Annotated in this window: 14 protein-coding genes, 1 other RNA gene and 2 pseudogenes; 9 read left to right on the plus strand and 8 right to left on the minus strand. The window is 69.2% G+C overall.

All coding sequences use genetic code 11. The features are described 5' to 3' along the window. From A5681_RS17790 to A5681_RS17805, 4 genes and pseudogenes are all read right to left on the minus strand, one after another. A pseudogene (locus tag A5681_RS17790) lies at positions 1-770 on the minus strand (oxidoreductase); the annotation flags it as partial. Positions 771-778: 8 nt separating this feature from the next. Continuing rightward, complete coding sequence (locus A5681_RS17795; protein WP_067277768.1) at positions 779-973, minus strand: ferredoxin; 195 nt, start codon at positions 971-973, stop codon at positions 779-781. Between the two features lie 73 nt (positions 974-1046). Then, positions 1047-2216: a cytochrome P450 gene (locus A5681_RS17800; protein ID WP_067277770.1), complete on the minus strand. Its 1170-nt coding sequence runs from the start codon at positions 2214-2216 to the stop codon at positions 1047-1049. Between the two features lie 74 nt (positions 2217-2290). Continuing rightward, positions 2291-2866 (minus strand): helix-turn-helix domain-containing protein, encoded by a 576-nt coding sequence (locus A5681_RS17805; protein ID WP_067277772.1) that lies wholly within the window; start codon positions 2864-2866, stop codon positions 2291-2293. 46 nt (positions 2867-2912) lie between these two features. Between A5681_RS17805 and A5681_RS26665 the strand changes: the two are divergent. Next, positions 2913-3536: pseudogene (locus A5681_RS26665) on the plus strand (class I SAM-dependent methyltransferase); the annotation flags it as partial. 12 nt (positions 3537-3548) lie between these two features. On the opposite strand, the gene A5681_RS27805 reads toward A5681_RS26665, so the two are convergent. Next, positions 3549-4259: a 2OG-Fe(II) oxygenase gene (locus A5681_RS27805; protein WP_067277779.1), complete on the minus strand. Its 711-nt coding sequence runs from the start codon at positions 4257-4259 to the stop codon at positions 3549-3551. Positions 4260-4329: 70 nt separating this feature from the next. Here A5681_RS27805 and rnpB point away from each other — a divergent pair. Continuing rightward, positions 4330-4730: RNase P RNA component class A (gene rnpB, locus A5681_RS17820), an RNA gene on the plus strand. A 4-nt stretch (positions 4731-4734) separates the two neighbouring features. On the opposite strand, the gene A5681_RS17825 is transcribed toward rnpB, so the two are convergent. From A5681_RS17825 to panB, 3 genes are all read right to left on the minus strand, one after another. Next, positions 4735-6267 (minus strand): CYTH and CHAD domain-containing protein, encoded by a 1533-nt coding sequence (locus A5681_RS17825; RefSeq protein ID WP_067277783.1) that lies wholly within the window; start codon positions 6265-6267, stop codon positions 4735-4737. Positions 6268-6415: 148 nt separating this feature from the next. After that, positions 6416-7597, minus strand: coding sequence for a 1,4-beta-xylanase (locus A5681_RS17830; RefSeq protein ID WP_067277786.1), 1182 nt, complete (start codon positions 7595-7597; stop codon positions 6416-6418). A gap of 128 nt (positions 7598-7725) precedes the next feature. Next, positions 7726-8571 carry a 3-methyl-2-oxobutanoate hydroxymethyltransferase gene (gene panB / locus A5681_RS17835; RefSeq protein WP_067277823.1) on the minus strand — a complete coding sequence of 282 codons (846 nt, stop codon included), beginning with the start codon at positions 8569-8571 and terminating at the stop codon, positions 7726-7728. 132 nt (positions 8572-8703) lie between these two features. On the opposite strand from panB, the gene A5681_RS17840 reads away from it, so the two are divergent. From A5681_RS17840 to A5681_RS17870, 7 genes are all read left to right on the plus strand, one after another. Then, positions 8704-10095, plus strand: coding sequence for a WS/DGAT/MGAT family O-acyltransferase (locus tag A5681_RS17840; protein WP_067277789.1), 1392 nt, complete (start codon positions 8704-8706; stop codon positions 10093-10095). Positions 10096-10152: 57 nt separating this feature from the next. Next, the gene (locus A5681_RS17845; protein ID WP_067277792.1) at positions 10153-11709 is read left to right on the plus strand and encodes an alpha/beta hydrolase; all 1557 of its coding nucleotides are present in this window, start codon (positions 10153-10155) and stop codon (positions 11707-11709) included. Between the two features lie 109 nt (positions 11710-11818). Then, a complete protein-coding gene (locus A5681_RS17850; protein WP_156738035.1) occupies positions 11819-13381 on the plus strand; it encodes an alpha/beta hydrolase in 1563 nt (520 codons plus the stop codon). A gap of 91 nt (positions 13382-13472) precedes the next feature. Then, the gene (gene glnA, locus A5681_RS17855; RefSeq protein WP_067277798.1) at positions 13473-14813 is read left to right on the plus strand and encodes a type I glutamate--ammonia ligase; all 1341 of its coding nucleotides are present in this window, start codon (positions 13473-13475) and stop codon (positions 14811-14813) included. 51 nt (positions 14814-14864) lie between these two features. Further along, positions 14865-17849 (plus strand): bifunctional [glutamine synthetase] adenylyltransferase/[glutamine synthetase]-adenylyl-L-tyrosine phosphorylase, encoded by a 2985-nt coding sequence (locus A5681_RS17860; protein WP_067277800.1) that lies wholly within the window; start codon positions 14865-14867, stop codon positions 17847-17849. Further along, positions 17846-18490 carry a PaaI family thioesterase gene (locus tag A5681_RS17865; protein WP_082968415.1) on the plus strand — a complete coding sequence of 215 codons (645 nt, stop codon included), beginning with the start codon at positions 17846-17848 and terminating at the stop codon, positions 18488-18490. The genes A5681_RS17860 and A5681_RS17865 overlap by 4 nt, the downstream gene beginning before the upstream one ends. Next, positions 18487-19347: a TIGR03619 family F420-dependent LLM class oxidoreductase gene (locus A5681_RS17870; RefSeq protein WP_067277803.1), complete on the plus strand. Its 861-nt coding sequence runs from the start codon at positions 18487-18489 to the stop codon at positions 19345-19347. The genes A5681_RS17865 and A5681_RS17870 overlap by 4 nt, the downstream gene beginning before the upstream one ends. Positions 19348-19518 lie beyond the last annotated feature (171 nt).

Here is a 19518-nt window from a genome sequence, read left to right on the forward strand (position 1 = left end):
GTCGCTTCCCGGTCCACCATGCCGTGGATGCGCAGCCGCCAGTCGGAGTGGCTGAGTTGGGGGACGGCGAGCGCGGTGTCCACCCGGTAGAAGTCGGCGCTGGGAGTGACGAAGCTCGGCAGCGCAACGCCTTTCGGCTGCACATCGGCGGGTATCGGGGGCGCCGAGATGCGCGGTTTGGGCAGCGCGAAGCTGGTGCGGTCCGCGGCCACCGAATGCACCAATCGCGTGATGACCGCGCCCGCCACGCCGCTCAGCACTCCGAATCCGAGCACGCCGAGCACGATCAACCTGCGCCTGCCGTCGACCGGCCCGTCGTGTTCGGGGGACGGCCGAGAACGAAGCGTGAGCAGCCGCAGGACCGCCACGCCGCAGGCGGCGCCCGCGATGGTCGGGATCGTGTCGAGCGCGGTGGCGCCCTGCCGCGACAGCACCGCGACGCATCCGAGCGCGCCCGCCGCGGCGATCACGGCGCTACCGACCGGGCGGCGCCGCGTCTCGAACGTCCCGGCGATGGCGGCGATGGCGGCGATCACCACCAGCACGGCCACGGCCAGGAAGAGTTTGTCCAACGTGCCCAGGGTCTGGATCGCCCACTCTTTGACCGGTCCCGGTGTCAGGTCGACGACGGCCGCGCCGATCGCCGCCCGCGCGTCGGCCCGCGCACCGAACGGGATGCCGACCAGCTGGGCCACCCCGAGCGCGACGGCCGCGGCGGCGACCCCGGCCATAATCCGCTCGTTCGACGGCGCGGCGGCCTCCGCAGTCACGTTCTGCTTCAACGGGTTAGGGAGATCGCGCCTTCGGGGCAATTCTGCTCCGCGGTGACGGCCTGCGCCTCGAGCCCGCCGGAGACCTCACCGACGAGCACGACGGAGTGACCCATCTCGTCGGCGTCGAAGACGTCGGGCGCCAACGTGTAGCAGCGTCCGTGCCCGGTGCAGCGGTCGGGGTCGACCGAGACCTCAGTCATAAGCGCCGCTTTCCCCCGCAAGCGGGAGGTGCCCCCACCCCATCACTTCGTTCTGCATCGTCGCCGGCGCGGGTCATGACGCCGTAAACACCAGCGGCAGTGACTCCACCGAGCGCAGCGCGGCGGTATAGGCCAGCTGGGTACCGGGCTTGATCTCGTAATCCGGTATGCGGCGATGGAATTCGCGCAACGCCACCCGCAGCTCCATGCGGGCCAGGTGCGAGCCGAGGCACCGGTGCGGGCCGCCGCCGAAGGCGCGGTGCCGGTTCGGGTTGCGGGTGAAGTCCACCAGCTCCGGATCCGTGAACTCGGCGGGGTCGGTGTTGGCCGCCCCGAGCAACGGGCTGACCCGCTCGCCCTTGCTGATCGGGCACCCGCCCACCTCGACGTCCTGGATGGCGACGCGGGCGACACCGGGCACCGGTGTCTCCCAGCGCAACAACTCCTCGACGGCGCTGGGCAGCACGTCGGGCTGCTCGACCAGCTGATGACGGTGGTCGGGGTGGCGCGCCAGGTACACGAAGAAGCAGTCGAGCGAGTCGGTCACGGTGTCCAGGCCGGCGATCAGGAAGAGGAAACAGATGTCGAGGAGTTCTTCGCGCGACAGCGGCTGCCCGGCGATCTCGGCCGCGATCATGGCCGACAGCACGTCGTCGCGGGGGTGGGCGATGTGGTCGTCGATGGCGCGGTCGAAGTAGTCGTAGATCTGTTGGGCGACCCCGGCGGAGCTCTCGTGGCGGCGGTCGAAGCCGGAGTCCCCTTCGGGCCGGATCACGCCGTCCTTCCATTCCAGGAACTTGTCAAGGTCCTCCAGCGGCAACCCGAGCAGCTGCAGGAAGACGGTGCAGGGCAGGGGCACCGCGAACTCGGCGTGGAAGTCGCATTCGCCCCGTTCGGCGAAGCGATCGATCATCTCGTTCACCAGCTCGGTGACGCGGGGTTCGCGCCGGGCCATCTCGCGCGGGGTGAACAGCGGGTCGAGGATGCGGCGGTACTTGGCATGCTCGGGCGGGTCGATCTGCAGGGGGATGAGCGGTCGCACGTTGCCCAGATCGACCGCATCCATGTTCGACGAGAACAGTTCCGTGTGTTTGAGCGCCATCTCGATGTCGGCCAACCGGCTCAGAACCACCGCCTGCGGCGACCGGAACACCGGGTTCGATTCGCGCAGCGCCTTGTACATCGGCTGCGGCTCCGCGAGACCCGTGACCGTTTGGTCGACGAACCCTTCGGTATCTGTCATCTGGTCAGACTGGCACCAACATCCCCGCCGGGCAATGGTCAATGCTAAGCGGCCGCACAATCGGTGCGCGGGCGTCAACTGTGCAGGTGAAGCCGCTCGCCGTGCGCCCCGAAGATCATGATGGCTTCCACCGGGCCGTCAACCACCCCGAACCAGTGCGGTGTCCAGGTGGAGAACTCGACCGCTTCCCCCGGTGCGATGGTGAAGTCGCGGTCGCCCAGCACCAACCGCAGCCGACCGGACAGGACGTACATCCACTCCTGGCCCTCGTGTACCGGCAGTTCCGCGGGCGGGGTGCGGCGCCGGGTGCTGACCCGGACCTTGAAGGCGTGCAGCCCGCCGGCGGGGCCCTGGCGCGTCAGCGGCCAGTAGGTGACCCCGTGGTGGGTGTGCGCCGCCCCGCGCACCCGCGGGTCGTGGGGTTCGGAGGGCGCGAACAACTCGTCGGTGCTGACCGACAGGGCCTGTGCGAGGCGGGGCAGGTGGTCGAGCGCGAGCCGGCGTTTGCCCGACTCGAGGCGGCTGAGCGTCGAGATGTCGATCCCGGCGCGCACACCCACCTCCTGCAACGTCATGCCCCGCTGGATGCGCAGTTCCCGCAGCCGCCGGCGCACCTGAAGGTCGATATCGGGAGCGGAGTTTGCCTGCATGGCAAATAAGCTTGGCAAAGCGAACGGCGCTGGGCAATCTCGCGGCATGGAAACTTCTTGCAAATCGGATGATGCCCAGGAGTTCTGGGAAGAGCGCTACCGTTCGACGGGGCACGTGTGGAGCGGACGGGTCAATCCCCGCCTTGCCGAAGTGGTCGCCGACGTGCCGGCCGGCCGTGCCCTCGACCTCGGCTGCGGGGAGGGCGCCGACGCGCTATGGCTGGCCGAACGCGGTTGGCGCGTGGTGGCCGTCGACGTCTCGGCCACCGCGCTGCAACGCGGAAGGGAGGCGGCCGCGGAACGGAATCTGCTCGCGCAGATCGACTTTCAGCAACACGACCTCAACGAGAGCTTTCCCGACGGCATGTTCGACCTGGTATCGGCCCAGTATCTGCACTCGCCGGCCCGGTTGGACCGTGCGGCGGTGCTGCGACGCGCGGCCGAGCACGTGAACGTCGGTGGCGTGCTGTTGATCGTCGACCATGGAGCGCCCCCGCCGTGGGCGGAGCACGACGATCACCGCCTACCCGGTATTGACGAGGTGCTCGCCTCGTTGCGGTTGGACGCCGACCGGTGGGCCCGGGTGCGGGCTGAGGCGGCCGAACGCGAGGCGACCGGTCCGAACGGGCAAGTCGGGACCGTGACCGACAACGTGATGATGTGGCGACGGGCCGGGTGCCCCTCAGGCCGCGTCGTGAAAGATCAGCCCAAGGGCATAGCGTTCGCCGGAGCGCACGACCGACACGCCGTGGCGCACCGGCGCGGCGGACCAGTCGCGACTCGAGGGCACCGGCCGTTCCCGGGTGGTGAACGCGAAGCCGTGCCCCTGCGGCAATTGTGTTGCCATGCCGCGGGATTGGGCCCGCATTCGCTGTTCGACGAGCAGGAATTCGCCGCCGGTGTAATCGGTGCCGGGCTCGCTGAGGTTGATCACCACCTGCAGCGGAAACACCAAGTCGCCGTAGAGGTCTCGATGTAGCGCGTTCCAGTCGCCCGCGCCGTACTTGAGCATGAGCGCGGTGGATTTCGTCTGGCCGGCGGCATGACAGGTTGCCAGCCAATCGTCCAACCGGTCCGGCCAGGGTGCGTCACGGCCCAGCTTGGCCCACCAGTCGCGGGCGATCGGCAACAGCCGCGGATAGAGCGCCTGTTTGAGCTCCTCGATGGGAGCGGGATAGGGCGCGTGAAAGTAGCGATACTGCCCTGCGCCGTAGCGGCGGGGCGCCATGTCGATGGTCGAGCGGAACAGGCCGTCGTCACGGTAGAGCGTGCGCAGCCGGGCCGCCTCGCCGGTGGTGACCAACCGCGGCAGCAGCGCCCCGCCGTACTCGTCCAGCGCGGTGGCGATGGCGTCCCAGTCGCCGGATTCGACGCGTTTGTTCCACCGGTCCACTCGGTCCACGATAGAGCGCGATGGTTGCTGGCCCCGGCATCGCGCAGGTAGTACCGTGGATCGTCGCGGACGAGTTGGCCGGGCGGCCGCGGACCGTCGCTAGGCGGTTCGAGGAAAGTCCGGACTTCACAGAGCAGGGTGATTGCTAACGGCAATCCGAGGTGACTCGCGGGAAAGTGCCACAGAAAACAGACCGCCACCCTCGCGGTGGTAAGGGTGAAACGGTGCGGTAAGAGCGCACCAGCATCCCGGGTGACCGGGGTGGCTAGGCAAACCCCACCCGAAGCAAGGCCAAGAAGGCCGCACCGGAAGGTGCGGCCGCGCAGGCGTTCGAGGGTTGCTCGCCCGAGCCTGCGGGTAGGCCGCTCGAGGCACCCGGCAACGGTGTGTCCAGATGGATGGTCGCCGCTGCGCGTCTCCGGTTACCGGCGGCGCGCAGAACAGAATCCGGCTTACAGGCCAACTCGTCCGCCCGTCAGCGTTGCGCTTTGTGCACCGCCTTGGCGAGTTTGCGCAACGCGTCGTCGAGCTGCTGCTCGCACCGGTCGGCCAAGTCGGACTCCTGCTGATACAGCAGGCCGTAGGTGAAGGTGTCCTCGCCGGCGGCGTGCGCGGCTTCGGATTCGTGCCGCAGGTGCTCGCGGCTGACCACGCTGTCCTGGTGATCGCCGAGCAGCGACTGGACGGCCTTCGCCTGTTCGGACACCTTGTCCTCACCGGTGGCCGAGGCGGTGTAGCGAAGGCGCTTGGCCCGCTTGCGGATCCGATGGATCGCCTCGTCGCGCTCATGGGGATGGTCGGGGTGGTTTTCGTCGACCTGGGCGGCGGCCTTGGCGGCCTTGCGCACCTTCTTGTAGGCGGCATCGATGGTGACCGGCGCGTGGTCTTCGCCCGTGGCGCTGTCGGGCGGTTGGGCGGCGATCGCGTCGAGCGCGTCGAGCAGGCGGAAGTAGCGCTGTGACCGCATGGCCATCAGCGACCGGCGCAGCCCGGTCTGGTAGCGGCGCTGGGCGCCACCGACCAGCCGTTCGTGCACCGGCCCGCGCACCAAATCCGGTGTCAACCCGTCCAGTTCGCGCTCGTAACGCTCCGCGAGCACCTCGGCGTCGCGCGCGATGCCGAGGATGCCAGCCAGCTCGCGCAGCTCGTCGAGCACCCAGCCGTCGTCGGGTAATCCGAACGATTCCTGGTAGTCGCGCAGCAGGCTGCGCAGCTTGCGGGTGGTGACCCGCATTTGGTGGATGGAATCGAAGGCGTCGGCGCGCACGGCCCGGTCCCACACCAGCAGTTCGCGGATCTGCGCGGCCACCGCGCGCTGCAGCGGGTGCCCGTCGGGCTCCTCGGCGCCGGGTTGCGGCGTGGATCCGAGCACCCGAGCCAGCTTGGAGGCGTGGCCGGCCGGCGCGGCGCCGGCGTCCAGCAGCCGGTTGCCCAGCCGGTCGAGCAGGCCGGTGTCCGGCGCCCCGTTGGACTCGACGAGTTCGAGTTCCCACTCGCGCCACTCCTGCTGGGTGGGCTCGAGGTCGGCGTCCTCGGAGGTACGGGCCGACCAGGCGGTGACGTGGTCATTGCTGAACTCCGCCAGCGGTGCGCCGTCGGCGCCGTACAACACCTGGCTTTCGCGCCGGGTGGTGATCCGCGCGACCGGCACCAGGGGCCGGTCGCGGACGATCGCCAGGACGACGTCCAGCAACTCCTCGGGCACGGCGTCGGACTCCGACGCGTCCAGCGGCATCCGAACCTCGGTGCGCGCCTCGGGACCGGTGGGCAGCTTCAGGTGCCACCCCGCGTCGGAGCCCCCGGTCCGGCGGCGCAGGGTGATCTTGTTGCGGGCCAGGTCCTGGTTCGGCGTGTCGAAGTACGTCGCGTCCAGCGTCTGGGTCGGCGACTTGTCGACGTGCGCCACCGCCGCAATGCCTTCGAACGAAGGGGACACGGCGGACTCGCCGACATCGAACTTGCGCTCGACCTCGAGGTGGCGGGAGGTCTGCGGCGCTTTTGCAGGCATTTTCGGCTCCGTTGAGGGCGCGTCGCCGCGGCCTTGAACGTCGGGGGCGGTGGTGATGGGCTCCCATAGCCTGCCACACCCCGGTTACGCGAATGGCGGCGATGGGCCGCCGTGTGATCCGCGCCGTCGACGGAGTCGGTGCCGGTGGTCAGCCGGGCGGCGGGTCTTCGCGCAGATGCATCGCCAGGCCGCTCAGCTCGCGAATCGTCTGAACCTCGGGATCGCGGAACGGTCGCCCGTCGGGCGCGAGCAGGTCGTGGAACCACTCGGCCGGCACGGCGGTGTACGGGTGCTCCCATGAGTCCCAGGGGAATACGGTCTGAGTCTTCCCGGCGACCAGTCCCCAGTTGAACGCGCCGACGTTGTAGCGCTTGGCGATAGGCAGGACTCCCTCCACGGTGCTGCCCAGCGAGCGGGCCATGTATTCGGTGCACAGGATCGGGCGTCCCTGGGGGGTGAGCTCGGCGATGCGGCCCTCGAACTCCGCCGGCGCGGCATAGGAATGGAACGTGATCACGTCCGAGTTGTCCAGCTGGATGCCGCTGATCACGCTGCGGCGCCCGGGGTCGGCCCATTCGCCGTCCCAAACGCCGCTGGTGAGCGGTTGGGACGGATCGACCGAGCGGGCCCAGCCGAACACCTGGGGGAGCAGGTCGGCGACGAGATCGAGCTTGTCGTCCCGCTCGACCGGCCGGTAGTACTTCGACGGATTGTCGGGCTCGTTCCACAGGTCCCAGCCCAAAACGCGGTCATCGGTGCGAAATTGGGTGAGCACCCCGGTGACGTAGCCGCGCAGGGTCTGTACGTAGCCGCGGTCGCCGAGGCGTTGCGCCCCCGGGCTCTGCACCCAACCGGAGTTGTGGACGCCGGGCGTCGGCGCGCGCTGCGGACCGGCCTCGGGGTGCGGATCCCAACAGGAGTCGAACAACACGAACAGCGGCTTGATGTCGTGGCGCGCCGCGATGTCGACGAACTGCGCGAGGCGGGCCTGGAATCCCCGGCGATCCTGCGTCCAAAGCTGATCGTGCAGGAAGACCCGCACCGCGTTGAGCCCGTTGGCGCGCGCCCAGCCGAGCTCGGTGTCGATGCGCCGGGGGTCGAACGTCTCCGGCTGAAACATCTCCAGCTGGTTGATCGCGTTCGACGTGATGTAGTTCGCACCCACCGGCCAGCCCTGCGCTTGATACCACCGGTTGGCGCGCTCGACGGACCAGCGGCCCGCCTGCGGTGAGGTGCCGGGCGCGGGCTGCGCCGCCGCGCGTGGTGCTTTGGCCAGTGCGGTGCCTCCTGCCAGCAGCAGCGGAATCTTCAGCACCGTTCGGCGGTGCACGAAGTCACCGCGAATCCCCCGGTCGATGTGGTCACCCTTGCTTAAGTCGAGACTTTATCCAAGAGCAATCGTACCCGCCTGCCACACAACGAGTTTCGCTTTTGGTGGTCAGCGGCGTCCGGATCTCCTCAGAAGCAGTGCTCCTCGGCGGGGAAGGTACCCTCTGCCACCTCTTGCGCATATTGCATTGCGGCCCGCCGCAATTCCCCACCGATGTCGGCGAACCGCTTGACGAAGCGGGCGGCCTTGCCGCTGCTGACCCCGGCCATGTCCTGCCAGACCAATACCTGGCCGTCGCAGTTCGGGCCCGCCCCGATGCCGATGGTCGGGATGGTCAGCTTGCCGGTGATCTGGGTGGCCAATTCGGCCGGCACCATCTCCATGACGACGGAGAACGCGCCGGCTTCGGCGACGGCGATCGCGTCGGCGACGGTCTGTTCGGCAGCGTCGCCACGGCCCTGCACCCGGAAGCCGCCCAGGCTGTTCACGCTCTGCGGCGTGAATCCGATGTGGGCCATCACGGGGATGCCCGCCGCGGTGAGGCAGGCGATCTGCTCGGCCACCCGCTCGCCACCCTCGAGTTTGACGGCGTGCGCGCCGGCCTCCTTCATGAAGCGGGTGGCCGACGCCAGGGCCGCGGCCGGCCCCGCCTCATAGCTGCCGAACGGCAGGTCGGCGACCACCAGGGCGTGCCGGGCGCCGCGCACCACGCCGCGGACCAACGGAATCATCTCGTCGATCGAGACGGGGACCGTGGTGTCGTAGCCGTAGACGACGTTGGCGGCCGAGTCGCCGACCAGCAGGACCGGAATGCCGGCTTCGTCGAAGATCCGGGCGGTCGAATAGTCGTAGGCCGTGAGCATGGCCCACTTGTGCCCTTCGGCCTTCATCTTCTGCAGGTGGTGGGTGCGGATTTTGGTGAGCGGCGGCGTGTGCTCGGACGTGGCTGCACCATAGACGTTCTGCTCAGACATCATTGTCCCTAGTGGTGGTCGGGTCGATCCTCGTGGCCCTGATCGGGTCCCCGGGTTCGTCTGACGGTGCCATTCTGCCATCTCCGCTGCGCCGTTGCACCGTCCGTGTGATGTGAGACATACCATGCGGACATGCAGCGGCTCAGCGGACTCGACGCCAGCTTCCTCTACCTGGAGACCTCGTCGCAGCCGATGCACGTGTGCTCGATCATGGAGCTGGACACCTCGACGATGCCCGGCGGGTACACCTTCGATCGGCTGCGCGACGCGTTGTCGCTCCGCATCAAGGCCATCCCCGAGTTTCGCGAGAAGCTGGCCGACAGCCCGCTCAACCTCGATCATCCGGTCTGGGTGGACGACGAGAACTTCATCCTCGACCGGCATCTGCACCGCATCGCCCTGCCGGCGCCCGGCGGGCGGGCCGAGCTCGCGGAGATCTGCGGTCACATCGCCGAGTCGCCGTTGGACCGGCGCCGCCCCCTGTGGGAGATGTGGGTCATCGAAGGCGTGGCGGGCACCGACTGCCATCGCGACGGGCGGCTGGCCGTGATGACCAAGGTGCACCACGCCGGCGTCGACGGGGTGACGGGCGCCAACCTCATGTCGCAGCTGTGCAGCACCGAACCCGACGCGCCGCCCCCGGATCCGGCCGGCGGGGTGGGCGGCGCCAGCGGATGGCAGATCGCCGCGGGCGGGCTGGTCCGGTTCGCCGCCCGGCCGCTGCACCTCGCCAACGTGGTGCCCGACACCGTGTCCTCGGCGGTCGCGACCCTGCGGCGGGCGCTCGAGGGCCAAGCCATGGCGCGGCCGTTCGCCGCGCCGGCGACCGCGTTCAACGCGCGGATCACCGGCCGCCGCAACATCGCTTACGCCGAATTGAACCTGGACGACGTCAAACGGGTGAAGAACCGTTTCGGCGTCAAAGTCAACGATGTGGTGATGGCGCTGGTTTCCGGCGTGCTGCGCCAATACCTGGCCGACCGCAACGCTTTGCCGGACTCACCCCTGGTGGCGTCGGTGCCGGTTTCCGTGCACGGCAAATCCGACCGGCCCGGCCGCAACCAGGTGTCGGCCATGTTCTCCAGCCTGCATACCGACGTCGCGGACCCGGCCGAGCGCCTGAAGGCCATCGCACACGCGAATTCGGTTGCCAAAGAACACAGTTCCGCCATCGGCGCCTCGCTGTTGCAGGACTGGACGCAATTCGCGGCGCCCGCCGTCTTCGGCATCGCGATGCGGCTCTACGCCAGGACGCGGTTCACCGACACCACGCCCGTGCACAACCTGGTGGTGTCCAACGTTCCGGGCCCGCAGGTGCCGCTGTACATGCTGGGCTGCGAGGTCAAGGCGATGTATCCGTTGGGGCCGATCTTCCACGGGTCCGGACTCAACATCACCGCCATGTCGCTGCAGGGCAAGTTGGACGTCGGGCTGCTCTCGTGCCCGGACCTGTTGCCCGACTTGTGGGAGATGGCCGACGAGTTTGCGGTGGCGATGGAAGAGCTGCTGGCGGTCACCCGGTAGCCGGACGGTGGTGCCGCTCATGAGGATCTCAGGTTTCCTCTGGCAGCATATGTTGGCATGGGTCTGTCTCGCCGCGTCAAGGTCGCGCGCACGCTGCTGGTTTGGACAACGGTCGCTGCTGTAGCGCTCCTGCTCGCGGGTTGCGTGCGCGTCGTCGGCGGGCGCGCCGTGCTGGCCGAGCCGAAGCTGGGACAGGCGGTGGAGTGGACACCGTGTCGGTCGGCGAACCCGAAGGCCAAGATTCCCGCGGGAGCGCTGTGCGGCAAGCTCGCGGTTCCCGTCGACTACAACCACCTCGACGGTGACGTCGCGACGCTGGCGATGATTCGCTTCCCCGCCACCGGCGACAAGATCGGCTCGTTGGTGATCAACCCCGGCGGCCCCGGCGAATCCGGCATCGAGGCCGCGCTGGGCGTCGTGCAGTCGCTGCCCAAGCGGGTCCGTGAACGGTTCGACCTGGTGGGCTTCGACCCCCGCGGGGTCGGGTCGTCGCGGCCGGCGGTCTGGTGCAACTCCGACGCCGACAACGACCGGCTGCGCACCGAGCCGAACGTCGACTACAGCCCGGCGGGCGTGGCCCACATCGAGGACGAGACCAAGGAATTCGTCGGCCGCTGCGTGGACAAGATGGGCAAGAACTTCCTCGCCAACGTCGGCACGGTCAACGTCGCGCGGGATCTGGACGCGATCCGCGCGGCTCTCGGCGACGACAAGCTGACCTACCTCGGCTACTCCTACGGCACCCGGATCGGCTCCGCCTACGCCGAGGCCTACCCGGACAAGGTGCGGGCGATGATCCTCGACGGCGCCGTCGACCCCAACGCCGACCCGATCGAGGCGGACCTGCGACAGGCCAAGGGTTTTCAGGACGCGTTCAACGACTACGCCACCGATTGCGCGAAGCAATCGACCTGCCCGCTGGGCACCGATCCGGCCAAGGCCGTCGACGTCTACCACAGCCTGGTAGACCCGCTCGTCGACCCCAACAACCCGATGGTCGGCAGGCCCGCGCCGACGAACGACCCACGGGGACTGAGCTATAGCGACGCGATCGTCGGCACCATCATGGCGCTGTACTCGCCGACGTTGTGGCATCACCTGACCGACGGACTGAGCGAACTGGTCAACCACCGGGGCGACACCCTGCTCGCCCTGGCCGACATGTACATGCGCCGCGACGCGCACGGTCACTACACCAATGCCACCGACGCCCGGGTCGCGATCAACTGCGTCGACCAGCCGCCGATTACCGACCGGGCCAAGGTGATCGACGAAGACCGGCGCTCGCGGGAGATCGCCCCGTTCATGAGCTACGGCACGTTCACCGGCGACGCACCTCTGGGCACGTGCGCGTTCTGGCCGGTGCCGCCAACGAGCAAGCCGCACACCATCTCCGCGCCTGGGCTGGCGCCGACCGTGGTGGTGTCGACCACGCACGACCCCGCGACCCCCTATAAGGCCGGCGTGGATCTGGCCAACCAGCTGCGCAGTTCGCTGCTCACCTACGACGGCACTCAGCACACGGTCGTGTTCCAGGGCGACGGGTGCATCGACAACTACGTCACGGCGTATCTGGTCGGCGGCGCCACGCCGCCCAGCGGCGCAAAGTGCTAGCGCGCGTACGGGTCTGAGCTCGAGCGCAATCCAACGCGCCGGTGCAGCGGCGCAGGCGAGACCAAGGCGTAACCGTTTCGCGCCGCTTCGGGTACCCGAAGCTGACACGATGACAGCCATGTCGCGCCTGAGATCCTTGAGCTCGGCGCTGCTGTCATTCGGGCTGTTGGTCGGGCAATCCGCGGTGGCACCACAGGTCGCCGGCGCGACCCCCGAACCCGGCGCGGGGCAGACTCCGGCCCCGATGCCGTCCGCCGCGGCGCCGCAGCTGTGGGGGAGTTGCGATCAATTCGCCACGGACACAAAGGATATCCCGACCGCGCAGTGCACCACCGTCTCCGTCCCGGTCGACTACGACAATCCCGGTGCGGCACAAGCCAAGCTGGCGGTGATCCGCGTCCCGGCGACCGGCCAACGGATCGGCTCGCTGTTGGTCAACCCGGGCGGACCCGGCGGGTCCGCGGTCGACATGGTGGCCGGCATGGCGTCGGATCTTCAGAGCTCGCCCATCCGTCGCAACTTCGACCTGGTCGGCTTCGACCCGCGGGGAGTGGGCCACTCGACCCCGGCCCTGCGCTGCCGGACGGACGCCGAGTTCGACGCCTACCGGCGCGAGCCGATGGTCGACTACAGCCCGGCCGGGGTGGCGCACATCGAACAGCTCTATCAACAGGTGGCTCAGCAGTGCGTGAGCCGGATGGGGACCGGTTTTCTGGCCAACGTCGGCACCGCGTCGGTGGCCCGCGACATGGACATGGTCCGCCAGGCGCTCGGCGACGATCAGATCAGCTACCTCGGCTACAGCTACGGCACCGAGCTCGGCACCGCGTACCTAGAGCGCTTCGGCGCCCACGTTCGGACCATGGTGCTCGACGGCGCGATCGACCCGACCGTCGGCCCGGTCGACGAAAACGTCCAGCAGATGGCGGGATTCCAGACCGCCTTCAACGACTACGCCGCCGACTGCGCCCGCTCGCCGGGCTGCCCGCTGGGCACCGACCCGGCCCAATTCGTCAACCGCTACCACGCGCTGGTCGACCCGCTGGTGGCCAAGCCCGGTCGCACGTCGGACCCCCGCGGCCTGAGCTACGCCGACGCGACCACCGGCACCATCAACGCGCTGTATACCCCCGCGCACTGGAAGTACCTGACCAGTGGGCTCCTCGGGCTGCAGCGCGGCACCGACGCGGGTGACCTGCTGCTGCTCGCCGACGACTACGAGGGCCGCGACCGCAGCGGGCACTACACCAACGATCAGGATGCTTTCAATGCGATCCGGTGCGTCGACGCGCCCACGCCGAAGGACTCGGCGAGCTGGGTGTCCGCCGATCAGCGCATCCGCCAGGCGGCCCCGTTCCTCAGCTACGGCCAGTTCACCGGGAACGCGCCGCGCGACCTGTGCGCGCTGTGGCCGGTGCCGGCCACGTCGACGCCGCACGCCGCCTCGCCCGTCCCAGCCGGCAAGGTCGTCGTCGTCTCCACCACGCACGACCCCGCCACCCCGTACCAGGCGGGGGTCAACCTCGCCCGCCAGCTGGGCGGGCCGCTGATCACCTACGACGGGACGCAGCACACCGCGGTGTTCAACGGCGACCAATGCGTGGACTCCGCCGTCACGCGCTACCTCGTCGCGGGCACGCTGCCGCCCCCGGCCTACCGGTGCCAGCCCTGACCGCACTGAGCAGCATGTTTGCAATGTTCGCAACGGTTCCGATCGCGAGTCGGTAACACAGAATTAACAGCCGTTGCCTACTGTTTCGGTTATGGATCGCCAGAAGGAATTCGTCCTCCGCACCCTGGAGGAGCGGGATATCCGCTTCGTTCGGCTGTGGTTCACCGATGTGCTCGGCACTCTCAAATCGGTGGCCATCGCCCCGGCCGAACTCGAAGGCGCCTTCGAGGAAGGCATCGGCTTCGACGGCTCGTCGATCGAGGGCTTCGCGCGGGTCTCGGAATCCGACACGGTGGCCAACCCCGACCCGTCGACCTTCCAGGTGCTGCCCTGGGCCACCCCCTCCGGTCACCATCACTCCGCGCGCATGTTCTGCGACATCACCATGCCGGACGGCTCGCCGTCCTGGGCGGACCCGCGGCACGTGCTGCGCCGCCAGCTGCAGAAGGCCAACGACCTCGGCTTCTCCTGCTACGTGCACCCCGAAATCGAATTCTTCTTGCTCAAGCCCGGCCCGGACGACGGGTCGAGGCCGGTTCCGGTCGACGCCGCCGGCTACTTCGACCAGGCGGTGCACGACTCGGCCTCCAACTTCCGTCGGCACGCCATCGAGGCGCTGGAATTCATGGGCATCTCCGTGGAGTTCAGCCACCACGAGGGCGCGCCCGGCCAGCAGGAGATCGACCTGCGCTTCGCGGACGCCCTGTCGATGGCCGACAACGTGATGACGTTCCGCTACGTCATCAAGGAGGTCGCGATCGAGAACGGCGCCCGCGCGTCCTTCATGCCCAAGCCGTTCGCCGAGCATCCCGGCTCGGCGATGCACACCCACATGAGCCTGTTCGAGGGCGACGTCAACGCGTTCCACAGCCCGGACGACCCGCTGCAGCTGTCCGACGTGGGCAAGTCGTTCATCGCCGGGATCCTCGAGCACGCCTCCGAGATCAGCGCGGTCACCAACCAATGGGTCAACTCCTACAAGCGGCTGGTGCACGGGGGCGAGGCGCCCACCGCGGCGTCGTGGGGCGCGGCGAACCGGTCGGCTCTGGTGCGGGTGCCGATGTACACCCCGCACAAGACGTCGTCGCGGCGCATCGAGGTGCGCAGCCCGGACTCGGCCTGCAACCCGTATCTGGCCTACGCCGTGCTGCTCGCCGCCGGGCTGCGCGGGGTGGAGAAGGGCTACGTGCTGGGGCCGCAGGCCGAGGACAACGTTTGGGACCTGACCCCCGAGGAGCGGATCGCGATGGGCTACCGCGAGCTGCCCACCAGCCTGGACAGCGCGCTGCGTGCCATGGAGTCCTCCGAGCTCGTCGCGGAAACGTTGGGGGAGCACGTTTTCGACTTCTTCCTGCGCAACAAACGCACGGAGTGGGCGAACTACCGCAGCCACGTCACGCCGTACGAGCTGAGCACCTACCTGTCGCTGTAATCGACGCGTGCCCGCCTTACCCCTGCCGGGTACGCGGGTTGCGATACCGTCGTGGTCGTGACCAAACCCGCGACGCAGCGCCCCCGGCTGCCCAGCGTGGGGCGGCTCGGCTTGGTCGATCCTCCGGCGGGCGATCGCCTGACCCAGCTCGGCTGGTATGACCACGACGACCAGGCCCACGTCGACCTGCTGTGGTCGCTGTCGCGCGCACCCGACCCCGACGCCGCGCTGCGCGCGCTGATCCGGCTGGCCGAGAACCCCGAGACCGGCTGGGACGAGCTCAACGCCGCGCTGCTCACCGAGCGCCCGCTGCGCGGGCGGCTGTTCGCGGTGCTCGGCTCGTCGCTGGCGCTGGGGGACCACCTGGCCGTGCACCCGCAGTCGTGGAAACTGCTGCGCGGCAAGGCGAAACTGCCCTCGCACGAGGAGCTGTGCGCGTCGTTCACCGCGTGCGTCGACGAGGTGTCGGCGGACCCCGCCTCCGCCGTGCAGCGCCTGCAAACCCTGTACCGGGATCACCTTCTGCTGCTGGCCGCGCTCGATCTGGCCGCGACGGTCGAGGACGAACCGGTGCTGCCGTTCACCGTGGTGGGCGCCCAGCTGTCCGATCTGGCGGACGCCGCGATGGCCGCCGCGCTGCGGCTGGCCGAGGCGACCGTGTGCGGCGACCGGACGCCACCCCGGCTGGCCGTCATCGCGATGGGCAAATGCGGTGCCCGCGAACTGAATTACGTCAGCGACGTCGACGTCATCTTCGTCGGTGAGCGGGCCGACGCGCTGACCACCCGGCTGGCCAGCGAGATGATGCGGGTGGCCTCGTCGGCCTTCTTCCAGGTCGACGCCGGGCTGCGGCCGGAGGGGCGCAGCGGTGAGCTGGTCCGCACGGTCGAATCGCACATCGCCTACTACCAGCGCTGGGCGAAAACGTGGGAGTTCCAGGCGTTGCTGAAAGCCCGCGCCGCCGTTGGTGATCAGGAACTCGCCGAGCGGTACCTGAGCGCGCTGATGCCGATGGTCTGGGTCGCTTGTGAGCGTGAGGATTTCGTGGTCGAGGTGCAGGCCATGCGCCGCCGGGTCGAGCAGTTGGTGCCCGCCGACGTGCGCGGCCGCGAGATCAAACTGGGCAGCGGCGGCCTGCGCGACGTGGAGTTCGCGGTGCAACTGTTGCAACTGGTGCACGGCCGCAGCGACGAGTCGCTGCACGTGGCGTCCACGGTGGACGCGCTGGCCGCGCTGGGTCAGGGCGGGTACGTCGGGCGCGAGGACGCCGCGAACCTGACCGCTTCCTACGAGTTCCTGCGCCTGCTCGAACACCGGCTGCAGCTGCAGCGGCTCAAGCGCACCCACCTGTTGCCGGAGGCCGAGGACGAGGAGGCGGTGCGCTGGCTGGCGCGCGCCGCGCACATCCGGCCCGATGGCCGCAACGACGCCGCGGGCGTGCTGCGTCAGGAGCTGCGGCACCAGAACCTGCGGGTGTCCCAGCTGCACGCCAAGCTCTTCTACCAGCCGCTGCTGGAGTCGATCGGTCCGGCCGGCCTGGAGATCGGGCACGGCATGACCGCGGAGGCCGCCGAGCGGCAGCTCGCCGCGCTCGGCTACGAGGGGCCGCAGACCGCGCTGAAACACATGTCGGCGCTGGTCAACCAGAGCGGCCGGCGGGGCCGTGTGCAGTCGGTGCTGTTGCCCCGGCTGCTGAACTGGATGTCGTACGCCCCCGACCCCGACGGCGGGCTGTTGGCCTACCGCCGCCTGTCCGAGGCGCTGGCCGCGGAGACCTGGTACCTGTCGACGCTGCGCGACAAGCCCGCGGTGGCCAAGCGGCTCATGCATGTGCTGGGCACCTCCGCCTACGTGCCGGATCTGTTGATGCGCGCGCCCAGGGTGATTCAGGACTACAGCGACGGTCCCGCCGGGCCCAAACTGCTCGAGACGGACCCCGCCGCGGTGTCCCGGGCGCTGATCGCCTCGGCCGGCCGGCACCCCGATGCGGTGCGCGCGATCGCCGCCGCCCGCACGCTGCGCCGCCGGGAACTGGCCCGCATCGGGTCGGCCGATCTGCTCGGCTTCCTCGAGGTCACCGACGTGTGCCGGGCACTCACCTCGGTGTGGGTGGCGGTGCTGCAAGCCGCTCTGGACGCCATCATTCGCGCCAACCTTCCCAAGGACGGCAAGGCGCCGGCGGCCATCGCGGTGATCGGCATGGGCCGGCTGGGCGGCGCCGAGCTGGGCTACGGGTCCGATGCCGACGTGATGTTCGTGTGCGAGGCGGCGCCCGGTGTCGAGGACTCGGTGGCCATCCGGTGGTCGACGACGGTCGCCGAGCAGGTGCGCACGCTGCTGGGCACACCCAGCGTCGATCCGCCTCTGGAGGTGGACGCCAACCTGCGGCCCGAGGGCCGTCAGGGTCCGCTGGTGCGCACGCTGGGTTCCTATGCCGCCTACTACGCGCAGTGGGCGCAGCCGTGGGAGATCCAGGCCCTGTTGCGGGCGCACGCGGTCGCCGGCGACGCGGACCTGGGCCAGCGGTTCTTGTTGATGGCCGACAAGACCCGCTACCCCGCCGACGGGGTGTCCGCCGACGCGGTGCGGGAGATCCGGCGCATCAAGGCCCGGGTCGACGCCGAGCGGTTGCCGCGCGGCGCCGATCCGAACACGCACACCAAGCTCGGCCGCGGGGGACTGGCCGACGTGGAATGGACCGTGCAGCTGATGCAGTTGCGGCACGCGCACGAGATTCCCGCCCTGCACAACACTTCGACGCTGCAATGCCTCGACGCGATCGCGGCGGCCGAGCTGGTGCCGGCCGAGGAGGTCGACCTGCTGCGGCAGGCGTGGCTGACGGCCACCCGGGCCCGCAACGCGCTGGTGCTGGTCCGCGGCAAGCCGACCGATCAGCTGCCGGGTCCGGGGCGCCAGCTCAACGCGGTCGCGGTGGCCGCGGGCTGGCCCACCGACGACGGCGGGGAGTTCCTGGACAACTATCTGCGGGTGACGAGACGGGCAAAAGCCGTGGTACGAAAGGTGTTTGGGAGTTGAGTCAGGAGACCGGCGCGTTGGACGCCACATTCGAGGTGCTCGACGCGGCGGAGGCTGACCGAGTGACCGCCCTGTACGCCCCGCTGGCCGACGCCGTGCGCGAGCTCGTCGACGCCACCATCCGCACCGAGGTCGGCGACGACGTCGTCGCCGAGGCGCGCTCGGCGATCGAGGCGGTCACCGCTTCGTTGCGGCAACGCACCCGCCCCGAAGGCGTGAGCTACCGCGTCAACGGCCGCCCGCTGCCGCTGGGCAACGCCGCGATCGGCGTGTGCAACCCGATCGCACCGCCGATCGTCGTCCACCACGACGGGGGCGGCCGCTGCTGGAGCGAGTTCGTGCTGGGGACGGCGTACGAGGGGCCGCCCAAGCTGGTGCACGGCGGCGTCAGCGCCCTGGTGCTCGACCACATGCTCGGCGAGGCGGCCAGTGAGGGCCTGTCCAAGGCGCGTTTTACCGGCACCATCACCGTGAAGTACCTGCGCGGCACGCCGCTGGGCCCGCTTCGCTGCGAGGCGTGGGTCGAAGGAAAGGAAGGCCGCAAAGTCTTTGCGCGCGGCACGATTTCGGATGCGGCGGGCGTCACCGTGGAGGCCGAGGGCGTGTTCATCGAGCCGGCGTGGGCGCGGGAAGCCGAATGAAGTTCTACATCAGCAGCGCCTTTTTGAACACCCGGGAGATCATCGAGCTAGCCAAGGCCGCCGACGAACTCGGCTACGACGGCATCGGGATCCCCGACCACGTCGTCAACCTGGAGACCCTGGACACCCCGTACCCGTACACCAAGGACGGGGAGCGACGCTGGCAGCCGTTCACCGATTGGCCCGATCCGTGGGTGCTCATCGGCGCGCTGGCCCAAGTGACCACGCGGCTGCGCTTCGTCAACACCGTTTACATCCCCGCGATGCGCAACCCCTACTCGGCCGCCAAAGCCATTGGCACCGCGGCGGTTCTGGCATCGGGCCGGGTGGAGCTCGGGATCGGCGTCGGCTGGTGCCGCGAGGAGTTCGCGTTGATGGGGGAGCGGTTCGAGGCCCGTGGGAAGCGGACCGACGAGATCATCGACTTGATGCGGGCGCTGTGGCAGCCGGGCTGGACGGAGTTCGAGGGTTCGTTCTATCGCGCCCCGCGGTTGGAAATGGAGCCCACGCCGCCGCCGATACCGGTGTATGTCGGGGGGCTCAGCGACATCGCGCTGCGCCGTGCCGCCCGCAACGACGGCTGGATCGGCGACCTGATCAAGACCGAACGCGCCATCGAGGCCGTCGGCAAGTTGCGGGAGCTGAGGGCCGAAAAGGGTTTGTCGATGGACGATTTCACCGTTCTGACGCCGCTGACCGACGCCTTCACCACCGCCGACTACCAACGCGCCGCCGACGCCGGCATCACCGGCATCATCACCATGCCGTGGATGTTCTACGCCGGTCCGGACGCGTCGCTGGACGACAAGATCGACGGCATGCAGCGCTTCCGCAAGGACCTGGCGCTCGACGGCTAGCTCTGGGCTTCTCGCCTTGTCGCCGCGACACTTAACCTATGGCGACGACACGCCGCAATGGAGCGCCCTAGTTTCAGTCTCGCGTGTTCGATCGCGGTGGATGGCCGGTCGTGACCCGCCTTGTCGCCGCGACACTTAACCTATGGCGACGACACGCCGCAATGGAGCGCC

This window comes from Mycobacterium scrofulaceum, from assembly GCF_001667885.1.
Taxonomy (GTDB): Bacteria; Actinomycetota; Actinomycetes; order Mycobacteriales; family Mycobacteriaceae; genus Mycobacterium; species Mycobacterium scrofulaceum_C.

Coding starts and splice junctions, on each gene's coding strand:
- A5681_RS17800 (WP_067277770.1), bottom strand. CDS start 2,216: ATGACAGATACCGAAGGGTTCGTCGACCAAACGGTCACGGGTCTCGCG.
- A5681_RS17850 (WP_156738035.1), top strand. CDS start 11,819: ATGACAGCCATGTCGCGCCTGAGATCCTTGAGCTCGGCGCTGCTGTCA.
- panB (WP_067277823.1), bottom strand. CDS start 8,571: ATGTCTGAGCAGAACGTCTATGGTGCAGCCACGTCCGAGCACACGCCG.
- glnA (WP_067277798.1), top strand. CDS start 13,473: ATGGATCGCCAGAAGGAATTCGTCCTCCGCACCCTGGAGGAGCGGGAT.
- A5681_RS17795 (WP_067277768.1), bottom strand. CDS start 973: ATGACTGAGGTCTCGGTCGACCCCGACCGCTGCACCGGGCACGGACGC.
- A5681_RS17845 (WP_067277792.1), top strand. CDS start 10,153: ATGGGTCTGTCTCGCCGCGTCAAGGTCGCGCGCACGCTGCTGGTTTGG.
- A5681_RS17805 (WP_067277772.1), bottom strand. CDS start 2,866: ATGCAGGCAAACTCCGCTCCCGATATCGACCTTCAGGTGCGCCGGCGG.
- A5681_RS17870 (WP_067277803.1), top strand. CDS start 18,487: ATGAAGTTCTACATCAGCAGCGCCTTTTTGAACACCCGGGAGATCATC.
- A5681_RS17825 (WP_067277783.1), bottom strand. CDS start 6,267: ATGCCTGCAAAAGCGCCGCAGACCTCCCGCCACCTCGAGGTCGAGCGC.
- A5681_RS17840 (WP_067277789.1), top strand. CDS start 8,704: ATGCAGCGGCTCAGCGGACTCGACGCCAGCTTCCTCTACCTGGAGACC.